This is a genomic window from Eudoraea sp. (assembly GCF_049669105.1).
In the GTDB taxonomy this organism is placed as follows: Bacteria; Bacteroidota; Bacteroidia; order Flavobacteriales; family Flavobacteriaceae; genus Eudoraea.
Map to the genome: position 1 here is coordinate 1 of NZ_JBATKE010000257.1, position 13,221 is coordinate 13,221.

Sequence of the window (13,221 nt, forward strand, 5' to 3'; positions counted from 1 at the left end):
GACAGGAAGTTGCCATTCTATTATACCGGTGAAAAAGGGGCATTTATACTGGAAATAGAATAAATCAGCGCACTCCGTGCATAAGTCTTTTTAAAACCGGATTTAGTAATATAGATATAACACCAAAAGCAATAAGGACATGGATAAACATTAAAAAGAAGGTACATAAGGAATGTCTCTAGAAATCCGAGAAACAATTAAAATAAAAAATAATGCCATAATCATTATCAGTTAATTATTTAGATAATTTCCATTTTAGAATTTTAGTTTTATATTTAGATTCCCCAATTTTCTATTTATCTATATCCTTAAATATGGTAGAATTCCGAATTGCCAGTAAAAGTGATAATCTAGGTTTGTTGGAGTTAACCTCTTCTGTAAGTATGGAAGGTAATATATCCCTTCGTATTGATAGAAATCCCGATTTCTTCAAAATTCTGCAATTACGGGGAAAGAGTTTAGTTATAATTGCCGAAGAAAACCAAAAGATTATCGGAGCGGTTTGTGCATCATTACAAAATTGCTATATCGATGGCAAACTGTATCCTGTCCAATACGTTGGTGATTTTAAAGTACTAAAATCATATAGAAATAAAGGTGTTGGAATGAAACTTTTAAGCGTTTTGGCAGCAAAGCTTTATGAGTTAGATTTTGATCTTGTTTTTTTTAACTTTTCTAAGGGCAACAAAAAACCAGTTTCATTTTCAAAGAACAAATCTGAATACACAAATTTTGAAAATATCGGCTCGTTTACTGTTTATCAATTTATCGGCAAACAGTTTAAATGGTCGAATCCTGACTACACCATTGAGCTGTCGGAAATATCAGAAGAGTTAATAGAATTCATTGGAGCAAAGTATCAAAGATATGATCTTAGAACTCCTATAACAAATATCCAACTTGAAGGAACAAGTATATATACCATTTACTATAAAGGCACTTTAATAGGAGCAATGAGTATAATTGATACAATGCCAATCAAACAGAATGTAGTGATCAAAGTTTCGTGGAAATTGAATCTAATGCTGAAATTATTAAATGTAGTAAATCCAATATTTGGATTTTCAAAAATGCCAACCCTGAATCAACCGGTTAAAATGATCTATATAAAATACCTTGCGATTAACCTTTCTGAAAAAAAAGCACTTAAGCTGCTGATTGATCATGCTAGAAACATAGCCTATAATAAATCTTATTCCTTTGTGTCAATTGGGTGTCATGAAAAAGATCCTTTACAAAAGCATTTTTCTAAAATACTGAAGTTCACTTTTAGTTCAATAGGGATGTTGACTAGTTTAAAAAATAATCAAAACCTAATTGATAAAGTGAAGTCTGGAATTCCTTATGAAGACTTTTCATTAGTCTGATATTAACGAAATTACTATAAAAACCAGCAAATATGGAGCCATTACCAAAAGAGCACGAAAGTTTAGAAAAATTTAATGTCATTTCTGATTTGTTTTCACAAGCAATAACAGGCGAACTCATTGGTATGTCAAACTTCGCATCTCTTGCAGAGACGATAGATGATTATACTGAAAAAATAGAAGCCGTGGAACATGCGAATAGTGAAAGAATGCATGCAGAAGTATTTTTGGATTATGCGAAAAAAACAGGTTTGAAAACGAAAATAAATTTGAAAGGAGAATATTGGCGTAATATACGAGAGCAATTTTTGTCTTATGCCAAAAAAAAGGATTTCATCTCGTGTCTGATAATTCAAGAAGTGATTTTAGAATCATTTGCAGTTTCGATGTATACAGATGTAGGAACGGCAATTGGTGGCGAAGCTGGAAGATTGTTTCTTGCTATAGCAGATGAGGAAAAAGAACATTTGGAGCATTCTACAGATATATTGGTTTCAGAATTAAAAGAAGATCCTGAGGCCTTCATAAATAAATTTGAGGAGATTCATTTCAATTGTATGACTATTCTAGCGCAGTTTTCTGCCACAACGGACCTACGTGGACATTGTGGTGTATGCAATGGTGATTGTATGAAAGGATCTTTGCATCATGTTGGACTTGAGATAGAAAAGATGCGTGGTAACGCCTTGTCACTTTATGCAAAAACACTCGACAATATTGGGATCCCTGGAGAAAAATCAATAGTATGGATAGCTCAACTCCCTGCTTAGACTTTGCTGTTGTAGGACATCAGGATTCATGGGAAAATATTGCGGCTTTTGTTAATAGACTAAGAAATAAAAGTCAGGGAGATCTTTCCTTGCAAAAGATTAAAAACATTTTCCCATTCATTCCTGCCAGAGATTTGTTTCGGGTAAAAGTAAATTCAAAAACAGGAGCCTCTATAAATGGTGTTTATATTGATACATTTATTGAGCCAGATAAGCTCAATACGAGTTATTTGCGATCAAATATTAAAAAGGTTCATGATGGCATAGCCTGTGCAAAGAAGATGGGTGCTAAAGTCGTGGCTTTAGGAGGTTTTACTTCTATTGTATTAGAGGGAAACTTCGATTCTATTTCTACGAAAAATTCAAAGTTTACAACAGGAAATACACTTACTTCTGCGTTTATTGTAAAAAGTATAGAAAAAGCAGCTTTACAAAAGAATGTTGACCTAAAACTATCTTCATTGTTAATTGTTGGTGCAACAGGCGATATTGGCATGGCTTGCGTGCAATATTTGAAAAACAGGACTCACAAATTACTCCTCTGCGCACGTAATGAAAAGCAACTTAAGAAATTATCAGATCAGCTTGATGACGAAAATATTGAAAACGATTATTCAATCTCCTTAAGGGATTTAATTCCAAAAGCAGATATTATTATTTGCGTTGCCAGTTCCAATATATCTGAAATTTCGAATTGTAAGGAAAATGTGATTATCTCTGATGCCGGCTATCCAAAAAATCTCGACTCAAAAGTGGAGAATAATTTTGATCTAATTTTCCATGGAGGCATGGGACAGGTAAACTTTGGTTTCGAGTTTTATCCAGATTATACAGATTCATTTTACCAATATCCGGCCCCAAATATTATCCATGGCTGTATTCTTGAGGCGATGATTTTGGCTTTTGAAAACAAATATGAAGATTACTCTATTGGGAAGGGCAACATTTCTATTGATAAAATTGAAGAGATTTATAAACTTGGTTTAAAACATGGAATTACAGTGGCACCTTTTTATAACTCGAAAGGACTGATTATTAATTAACAGGTTTTAAAATAATTCTGATGAAAAACCAAAAGGACCAGGTTTCATTATTTAAATTAGTTTTTACGCATAATTGGGAAGATCCTGAAAGTGATCATGTCGTTTTGAAAATTAAAAAGGATGATGCCTTAATGGCCATTACTTCCGGGGGCTGCAATGTGTTAGGATTTCTGTTGTTTGACCCTCAGGTAATTTACACTCTTGACATTAATCCGACACAATCCTATTTATTAGAACTAAAGGTAGCTGCAATTAAAAGTTTAGATTTTATTGCATTTACATCCTTTGCGGGGTTAAGAGATTCTAAAAATAGGTTGGAGCAATATGAAAAGATAAAACCCTTGTTGAGTGAGGATGCTCGCAAATATTGGGATGAGCAAAATAAAATAATTAAGAATGGATTTATCATGAATGGCCAATTTGAAAAGTTCATAAAAATTGCCGGTAAATTCATTATGCTATTGCAAGGCAAGAAAAGGGTTCTAGGCCTCTTTAATGAAAAATCTAAACAAGAGCAAGAAACTTATTTCGATAAAATATGGAATACAAAACGATTTCATTACATTTTTAAGATATTATTCAACAAACGAATGCTTGCAAAACGAGGTTTAGTAGCTGAGTATTTTCATTTTGATGATGGGAGCACATCATTTTCAGAGAGTTTTTATAAACGAGCCAAGAATGCATTTAGAGATATTCCAATAAAAGGAAATTACTTTCTTTCACTTTACCTCTTAGGGAAATTCCAAAATGATCATGAAGTACCTAATTATCTCAAAGAAGAAAACTATGAAATGATTAAAGCAAAATTGGATCGAATTAAAATCATAACCGCAGACGCTCAAGGTTGGTTAGATTCAATGCCAGACTTAAGTATTGACTGTTTTGCCTTATCAAATATTTGCGAATTGATGAGCGAGAAGGAAACACATCGCTTATTTCTTGGCATACACAAAACCGCTAGAAAAGGAGCAAGGGTCATTTTTCGAAACCTGATGATTCCGAGGGAGGTACCGGATAAATTAAAGGATAGGATTGTAAAAGACGAGACCTTGAGTAAACAAATTTATGCCAATGATCGCTCATTTGTTTACGGGAAGGTGGCCGCCTACTCCATCCGCAAATAATCCTATATGAAAGATCTATATCAAATACCTACAAAACTTAATGTTACAATCATCATCATATGTACGGTACTTTACTTTTTTCTTCTTCAAGTCGGATCAAACACCCCGGAAATTGGAATGAAGCTACTTTTAGGTTTGGCCTTTGGGATACTTATGATTCCAGTTTATTCACTCATGCATGAAGCTGCGCACAAAACATTGCATCCTAATCAAAATTTGAACTTATTTTTAGGTCAATTTCTAAGTACCTTGTTTGGTGTTTCCTATCATTTTTTTCGTCATTGCCATCTCAAACATCACAAAAAAAACAGAACGGATGAAGAAATGTGGGACTTATATTATGAACATCAAAACAGGTGGGTACGATATGGTAATTTATATTTAATGATGGTTGGTTTTGGTTATTTTTCACTGTGGTTGAGCATAGTTATTTTTGCTATCTCCCCAAATATGATACGATCAAAGATATTTAAGCATCATAAAGAAATGAGAGGTTTTGTAGAAGGCCTGGATAATTCGTTCAAAATGAAGTTCTTTCAAATTGAATCTATAATAATTATAGTTTTTCAAGTATTCAGTTTATGGCTTATTGGCTGGGATTTTATGACATGGATTATCTTTTATATAATACACGGTTTCATCTGGTCTTCACAAAATTATGTCAATCATGCTTTTAGTCCTCGTGACATAATAAATGGTGCTCATAATTTGACTATTCCGAAATGGTTGAATATTATTTATCTCAATTTTAATATTCATCTGGCACACCATCAAAACCCACAGATCCCTTGGATACATTTGCCGAAGTATATTAAATCCAACAAAGGAAGGTTTTCTTTTTTTAAGAATTATGTGAGGTTGTGGCATGGACCCTTATTGACAAAAGAACCTTCTCCAAAACCTTCAACTAATAAAGATTAATCATTTCCATTTCTTCAATAATAGGGTTAAAAGAATAATATCGCCGTAAAAAACGGCAATAACAGAAATGATTGAAAGCAGTCCGAAATAGAAAACTGTTTTCAAGCTGGCCAATAATAAAATGGAAAAACCTACAAATAGCAATAAGCTGGTCAAAACAACAACTCTGCCTATATGGAAATGGGTAATTTTTAATGCGCTTTCTACTGAAAGACCTTCCCTCTTTTCCCGCTGATATCTGTAGAGAATGTGAATGGTATCATCAATCGCAATCCCAAGAATGATTGCCGCTATTGTACAGGTTGCTAAATCAAGATTTATACTACTAAATCCTAAGAAACCTAACATTATAATTACAGGGAATATATTTACAATAATTGCAATAATTGCAATTTTGAAATTACGTAACAATAATAACATGATTATGAAAACCAGAAGTAAAGCCATGATCAAACTTGACTTCATAGAGTCAAATGAGGTATTCATTATTTTAACAAACAGAGCTGGATAGCCAGCCACTTGTAAACTTGTGGTATTATTAAAAACCTCGTCACTAATTTTATTCATCTCCATTATACTTCCTTCTAATGCTCTCACACTTTGAATTGATCCAGTGACTGTAATTCTAGCCTTTTTTTGATCTTCAGAGATTAATATATCAGATTCATTTGCTACAAGTCTATTAAAACTTTTCAAAAAATATTTATTCAGCATTGGATTTAACAAAATCTTCTTCAAGTCCTGATTATATCTTACTTCGGCAAATCGCTCCAATACTTTGACATAGGAAAAAGTATTTCTTGCTAAATTGTTTTCTACAATTTGAGCATCAAAATTTATCATTGCATTGATGATGGCTATATTATTTATCTGACTTTCATTTTCAGTTTGCAAGACAATATCAATTGGATAATAATCGCCCCAGTTGTCTTCCATGAATTGGTGATCCTTGGCTACAAAATGATCTTTAGGAAAGAAACCTATCGGATCCATATCTATGTTGATATTCATAATACCGAGAATGGCTACTATTGAAATGAATATAGAAAGGAAATTAAAAACACTTGATTTCTCCAAAATAAAACTAGAAAAGTTGCTGACTGCCTGACCTAAATTATGACTACGATTCGCCTTTTCCCCTTCAATATTTACATAAGGTAATAATACAGCACTCCAAATAAAGGCCATTACAAAAGCAAGAAAACAACCCACTGCTGATAGCCATCCAAATTCTTTAATGACCGCTGTAGAAGAGGTGAGTAGTGATAAAAATCCAATCATTGTTGTTAAGGCCGCATAAAAACAAGGGCTAACAATTTTCTTTAAACAATTGACAGCTTTTTCCTCCTGGTTGTCATATTCGTTTGTGTTTGAATTTTCGAACTCATTAAAAATGTGCATTGATACCATAAGGCTGATAACAATGACGATTGTAGGTGTCATTACTGTAAAAATATTGAGGCCATTACCAAAGAAACCGTAAATAGAAAAGGTCAACCAGATAGTTGTGAAAGCAATCAAAAAGGCTAATATTAAGTACATGGTTCGTCGGTAAAACAAAGCGATCAGGATGAACATAACAAGATAGCTCAATCCAGTAAATTTGATGAAATCCCTTCTTGAGAGTTCGTTCAATCCAAAATCAATGATGTCTGCACCTCCTAAGTGAAAATTATCTTCACCGAGTTCCTTATTACAAATACTTTTTATTCTGGGAATAATTTTATCCATCTTGTCATGAACTAATCCAAATGATTCAAAATGAATGACAAGTATTGTCACATCCCCTTTTTTGTTTATTAATCTATTTTCATAAAGTGATGAGTTCTCTATTTCTCTTTTTAATGCTGGCGTAATTGTATCCAAACCTTCATTGAACCAAGACGTGAACTGATAGGAAATAGTTTGGTCTTTTGTGAGTTTTCTAAAGTCTTTGACATTGACAATTGATAGGACTCGATCAATACCTTCTAGTTGTTCTAATCCTTCTTCTATACGTTTAATTTTCTTTATACATGCCGGTGTTAAAACACCCCCTGTTTCTTTAAAAGCGAGTGTAATAATCCTGTCGTTTCCAAATTCTTTTTGAAAATCATAGTAGGCTTCCAGTATTGGATCACTTTTGTCAAACCAGACCTCCAGGTCGTTATTTGGTTGCATAGCAATGGGAATATAATTACTTCCATAAATGCATAATCCAACTACAATGGCAAGTACGACCAATCTGTAGTTGATTAAAAACCTCATTTTCCTTCTTAATTTTGGATTAACATATTCAAGCTACCCATATTTTCTGGAAGTACGTAATTTCAAAACAGGTTTTATCCTTGAACTTAATTCATTTTTTAAAATCCTGTTCAATAAGATCGAAATTATTCAATATGAAGTTGCCTCTTTAAATCCTCTTAATAAAAGCAATTATAGGAGTGATATCGCAAGGTGGAAAAAATCGTGCACAGACAGGAAGTTGCCATTTTACTATACAGGTGAAAAAGGGGCATTTATACTGGAAATAGAATAAATCAGCGCACTCCGTGCATAAGTCTTTTTAAAACCGGGTTTAGTACAATGGAAATAAGACCAAAAGCAATAGGCACCAGGGTAAACATTAAAAAGAAGGTACTTAAAGAATATTGTTCTGAAATTTTATCTATCATTCCCCCCATAGTTCCCGCTGCTTTTTGTCCTATGGCTATTGCAAGGTACCAAATACCAAACATAAAACCGATCATCCTGGCAGGCACCAATTTACTCAGATAAGATAAACCCACCGGTGAAAGACACAATTCTCCCATAGTGTGAAGCAAATAGGCCAAAATAAGAAAAATCATACTTACCGAAGCCGTTTTTGACCCCGGGATTATACCTGCGGAACCATAAGACAATATGGCAAATCCAAGTCCTAAAAGTATTAATCCCAAGCCATATTTCATTGCAGCACTAGGATTATATTTACTTTCCCACCATCTCGAAAACATAGGAGCCAGGGTAATGATAAAAAAGGAGTTTAAAATTCCAAACCAGGAGGCGTCTATCTGATTTCCCTCTTGTGAAAATTTATCAATCAGCCTATAAATCACTAATCCCCAAATCCCAACAAATGCCAAGGCCAATACTATATTAGATAAGCCAATCCTGGAATAGGTTTTTTTAAACAAAAGATATAAAACCCAGGTGATAATCAAGAGTGGAACAGTCGTAAGTAGGGCATCCACTACTTTGAAGATCATTGCTGAAGATCCTACCAAATTTCTATTGGTGTAATCTCTTGCAAAGAGGGTCATAGATCCTAATGCCTGTTCAAAGGCTGCAAAGAAAATTACCGTAAAAATCCCAAAGAAAACAACTGCAATAATCCGGTCTCTAACTAAAGGAATATATCTTGAAATCCTTGAAACAAGAAGAATAAGAAACAAAACTAATGCAAAGAGTACCACAAAATTTGACCCTGATAAGCCCCAGACCTCAAAAGGCAATAAATTATCTCCACTTATCTTTTCAATAGGATCATTAAAGAGATAGAGCAATCCTCCGATAGATGACATGATAATAAGGACATAATCAAAAGTCATAAACGGATTTAATTTTTCCACCGCCTTTTCTTCCTCAATATTTACAGGAGACTCTTCATTAATGTTTTGAGGTAATTCTACCTCATGTACTTTGCCTGGTTTGCCTCCTATACTCCCAAATAGTTTTTTAGCTAATAAAAATTGCATCATTCCGAAAAACATAAAAATACCTGCCAGTCCAAATCCCCAGGACCAACCAAAATTCTCAGCCAGATACCCGCATAGCATCATTCCGAAAAATGCACCGGCATTTACACCCATATAAAATATGGTGTATGCACCATCTTTTTTGGATTCTTTGCCTTTATACATTTCTGAAATAATAGAAGTGATATTAGGTTTAAAAAAGCCGGTTCCTATAACCAAAAAGGCAAGCCCCAAATAGAAGGTCGTAGTCGTTTCTAATGCCATAAAAGCATGGCCCAAAGTCATAATTGCACAGCCTATTACAACAGCCATGCGATATCCCGTAATCTTATCAGCTACATAACCTCCAATAATCGGGGTTAAATAAAGCAAGGAAGCATAAGTGCCTATAAGTGCCAGGGCATGTTCTCTTGGCCAATCCCATCCCGGATTATCACTGGCAAAAGGTGCAGTAAGAAACAGGATTAAAAGAATACGCATCCCATAAAATGAAAAGCGTTCCCACATTTCTGTAAAAAATAAGACCATTAAGCCCGCTGGATGGCCTAAGACCTTATCCTTAAAAAGATTTTCAATATCAGTATTCATTGGTTTTATTGGTATTAATAATGGTTGTTAACTCACAATTAATCAACAAGAAACAGCTTAATTGATTCAAATTAGCCTAAATTTTACGCTTCATCAGCTGTTATTACATGCTCATCATCTTCAGCTCCATGTGTCAATTTTTCCAATTTTTTTCTAAATAACATTACCAGTAATCCAAAAATGATACAAAAAATGGCGATACCGCTAAAGACGGCTAATTCCCCGAATTCTGAGGCAGATTCTCCTAGTAATCCAGCCAACTTATTTCCAAAGCCCGTCATGGCAAAATAGATTCCCATCATAAAAGAGGCATATTTAAGCGGGGCTAATTTTGTGATATATGATAATGCCACCGGAGAAATACATAACTCTCCCACAGTGTGGAACAAGTAAGCCAGGACCAACCAGTACATGGCGGATGAGCCATCACTATTATATTCTACCGCGGCAGCTGACATAAAGAAGAAACCAGTTCCCATAATAATGAGCCCCAATATCATCTTGAACAAGCCGGTTGACAATTTTCCTTTCAACTTTCGTCTGGCCCAATACCCGGCTACTGAAGTTCCAAGGAAAATTATAAACATGGCATTTAGAGATTGAAACCAGGACGCTGGTATTTCATTCCCAATAAACGGCACGGAAAATGAGAGTATTCTATTGGTTTTATCCGAGGCGTATAAGTTCATTAGGCCACCTGCCTGTTCAAATGCACCCCAAAAAACGATGACCAGAATAAAGGAAATGAATAGCACTACAATTCTATCTTTTTCAATTTTGGTCAAAGGATTGTCCATGGCCTCCTTTTCCAATTTGTTCTCGGAAGATCCCAAAAAGTTACCTACATGTTTTAAATATTTTTGACCATAAACATACTGAAGAAGACCCAATGCCATACCGATTCCGGCCAATCCAAAACCATAATGCCAACCATAAACTTCCCCAACGGTGCCAACTATTAAACTGGAGAGGAATGCTCCCACATTAATACCAATGTAAAATATTGTAAATCCCTTATCCCGTCTAATATCTCCTTGCTTGTAAAGCCCTCCCACCATTGTAGAAATATTGGGTTTTAGCATGCCAACCCCTGCAATTATGAATCCCAAGCCCGAATAAAAAGCCCACATTTCTTCTATTGCCAATACACTATGACCAATTACCAAAAGAATTCCGCCATATAAGACAGACTTTTTTTGTCCAAGAAATTTGTCCGCAATCCATCCCCCAGGAATGGACGCCACATATACTAACATGGTGTACCAGCCATACAAAGCAAGTGCTTCTCCATTAGACCATCCCAATCCAGCATTGCTTTCAGTAGTTTTAGCCACCAAATAAAGCACCAAAATAGCGCGCATTCCATAGTAAGAAAATCGTTCCCACATTTCTGTAAAAAACAGAATATAAAGTCCGACTGGATGTCCAAAAAGCTCTTTTTGAATTGCTGGTTTAGTTGATTTTTCCATAATTATTTCCGGGTTAACTTATAGATTTTCTTTAATAAAATTGGTCATTTTAGTATATAAATGCAGTCTGGTATTACCCCCGTGAATACCATGGTCTTTGTCGGGATAAATTGCCCAGTCAAATTGTTTGTTGGCCTGTACCAGGGCCTCAATCATGCGCATACTGTTTTGCACGTGTACATTGTCATCACCTGAGCCGTGCACCAACAAATAATCTCCCTTTAATAACTCGGGATAATTAAAAGGTGAATTCTCATCGTAACCTCCTGGATTCTCAGCCGGGGTTCTCATGAATCGTTCTGTATATACAGTGTCATAAAAACGCCAACTAGTGACCGGTGCAACGGCAATGGCCATTTCAAAAGTATCACTGCCCTTTAAAAGGCAGTTTGTAGACATATGACCGCCAAAACTCCAACCCCATATCCCTGTTCTATCCTGATCTATAAAAGGGTATTCACTTAGTTTTTTAGCCGCAGCAATTTGATCCTCAGTTTCATATTTCACTAGATTCAAATAAGTCACCTTCTTAAAATCACGTCCCTTAAAACCAGTCCCCCTGCCATCTACACAAGCAACAATATACCCCTGTGAAGCCAGAATCTGATGCCAATAGTCATTTGTGCCCATCCATCTGTTGGCTACTTGCTGAGAACCCGGTCCGCTGTACTGAAACATTAGTAAGGGATATTTTATGGACTCATCAAAGTCTTTTGGTTTCACCATCCACATATTCAATTCATTACCATTGACAGACATTGTAGAAAATTCCTTAGGGCTTAACTCATATTGTTCTAATTTACTAACAAGGCTAGTATTGTCTAAAATGTCTTTTAATTTATCTCCCGATACCGCCTTATGCAGGGTGAATTCAGGAGGGGTAGTTGAATTGGAAAACTCATTTATGAAATATGTAAAATCTGCGCTAAACTTGGCAGAATTGGTTCCGTCTTTGGATGAGAGTCGCCTCTTATTCTTCCCTCTACTGTCAATGCGATAGATATCCCTGTTTATTGATCCATTTTCTGTGGACTGGTAATAGACCCTATCCTTATTTTGATCATATCCATAGTATTTGGTCACTTCCCAGTCTCCCTGCGTAATCTGATTCATTAAATCCCCGTTTTTGGAATGTAGGTAAATATGATTATATCCATCCTTTTCACTGGTCCAGATAAAGCTATCATCGGTTAGAAAAGTAAGGTTATCTGTAATATCTACATAAGCTTCGTCTTTTTCCTCAAGTAAAAGAGATACTGAGTTATTTTGAAGGTTAACAGCATATAAATTTAAATTATTTTGGTGCCTGTTTAATGTTTGGACACTTAAATAATTCGGATTATTCATCTGTGTTATCCTGGGGATGTAATAGGCGTCCGGAAGTGAAACATCTGAAATTTCCCCTGATTCAATATCATAGTTATGCAATGTAACAACAGAATTATTTTCCCCGGCTTTGGGATACTTGAAGATATATTGAAAAGGATATAAGTCTGTTCCATAAACATCCATTGCAAATTCAGGAACAGCCGTTTCATCAAATCTTAAAAAAGCAATTTTTGTCCCGTCTGAGTTCCATTCAAAGGCCCTTACAATTTTAAATTCCTCTTCATATACCCAATCTGCAATCCCATTAATAATCTTATTCTTCGCCCCGTCTGAGGTTATTTTGGATATTGTTCCATCGGCTATATTAAAAAGATAGATATTATTATTGTTAGCAAAAGCTACTCTTTTTCCATCCGGCGAAAAAGTGGGTTCCTGAATCCATGTATCTGCTATTTGAGTTATCCTTTTAGTGACAACATCATAAATATAATAGATCCCCAATTTAGAACGCCTGTAGATAGGAGTCTCTTCTGTGGCCAATAATATTTTTGATTCGTCTGTACTAAATGTATATGAACTAAATGCCGCTTTTGAAGTTAAATCCTGTGAAGAGACCATAGTTTCTATCTTCTCCAATGTATTATAATCGTACTTATCAATACTGACAATACCTTTGGTTATATCTGTATTTAGGACTGTGTAGTGTTTGCCATTTTTTAAAGGATAAATGGCTTCCATGCCTTCAGTAACATAGGCTCCGGACCAAAGCTCTTCCAGAGAAATCTTTTTTTGTTGAGCAGGTGCGTAATTTAAAAAGCAAACGGCAAGAAATATAAGAACGAAAGATTTATTCATAAAATCTAGAAAATTGATTATAAACTACCAAGT

At 35.0% G+C, this 13,221-nt stretch carries 9 protein-coding genes; 5 read left to right on the forward strand and 4 right to left on the reverse strand.

Translation table 11 applies throughout. The features are described from left to right. Nucleotides 1-314 precede the first annotated feature (314 nt). Genes WBM60_RS17930 through WBM60_RS17950 form a run of 5 tightly spaced genes read left to right on the forward strand, consistent with a single transcriptional unit; the run spans nucleotide 315 to nucleotide 5,228 of the window. Nucleotides 315-1,367, forward strand: coding sequence for a GNAT family N-acetyltransferase (locus WBM60_RS17930; RefSeq protein WP_424277621.1), 1,053 nt, complete (start codon nucleotides 315-317; stop codon nucleotides 1,365-1,367). A gap of 32 nt (nucleotides 1,368-1,399) precedes the next feature. After that, complete coding sequence (locus tag WBM60_RS17935) at nucleotides 1,400-2,137, forward strand: long-chain fatty aldehyde decarbonylase (protein WP_424261105.1); 738 nt, start codon at nucleotides 1,400-1,402, stop codon at nucleotides 2,135-2,137. After that, the gene (locus WBM60_RS17940; RefSeq protein ID WP_424277622.1) at nucleotides 2,113-3,180 is read left to right on the forward strand and encodes an NAD(P)H-binding protein; all 1,068 of its coding nucleotides are present in this window, start codon (nucleotides 2,113-2,115) and stop codon (nucleotides 3,178-3,180) included. Before WBM60_RS17935 ends, WBM60_RS17940 begins: the two co-directional genes overlap by 25 nt. 20 nt (nucleotides 3,181-3,200) lie before the next feature. Further along, a complete protein-coding gene (locus tag WBM60_RS17945; RefSeq protein ID WP_424263140.1) occupies nucleotides 3,201-4,307 on the forward strand; it encodes a DUF3419 family protein in 1,107 nt (368 codons plus the stop codon). A gap of 6 nt (nucleotides 4,308-4,313) precedes the next feature. Continuing rightward, nucleotides 4,314-5,228: a fatty acid desaturase family protein gene (locus tag WBM60_RS17950; protein ID WP_424263142.1), complete on the forward strand. Its 915-nt coding sequence runs from the start codon at nucleotides 4,314-4,316 to the stop codon at nucleotides 5,226-5,228. Here WBM60_RS17950 and WBM60_RS17955 read toward each other — a convergent pair whose 3' ends face one another. The 4 genes from WBM60_RS17955 to WBM60_RS17970 all read right to left on the reverse strand — a co-directional run bounded on the left by WBM60_RS17955 (nucleotide 5,229) and on the right by WBM60_RS17970 (nucleotide 13,188). After that, a complete protein-coding gene (locus tag WBM60_RS17955; protein ID WP_424283444.1) occupies nucleotides 5,229-7,451 on the reverse strand; it encodes an efflux RND transporter permease subunit in 2,223 nt (740 codons plus the stop codon). It lies immediately after the preceding gene. Nucleotides 7,452-7,750: 299 nt separating this feature from the next. Continuing rightward, nucleotides 7,751-9,535, reverse strand: a complete 1,785-nt coding sequence (locus WBM60_RS17960; protein ID WP_424263146.1) for a peptide MFS transporter — start codon at nucleotides 9,533-9,535, stop codon at nucleotides 7,751-7,753. Nucleotides 9,536-9,618: 83 nt separating this feature from the next. Beyond that, on the reverse strand, nucleotides 9,619-11,004 hold the full coding sequence (locus tag WBM60_RS17965; RefSeq protein ID WP_424263148.1) for a peptide MFS transporter: 1,386 nt from the start codon (nucleotides 11,002-11,004) through the stop codon (nucleotides 9,619-9,621). An 18-nt stretch (nucleotides 11,005-11,022) separates the two neighbouring features. Further along, nucleotides 11,023-13,188, reverse strand: coding sequence for a S9 family peptidase (locus WBM60_RS17970; protein ID WP_424283445.1), 2,166 nt, complete (start codon nucleotides 13,186-13,188; stop codon nucleotides 11,023-11,025). Nucleotides 13,189-13,221: the final 33 nt, after the last annotated feature.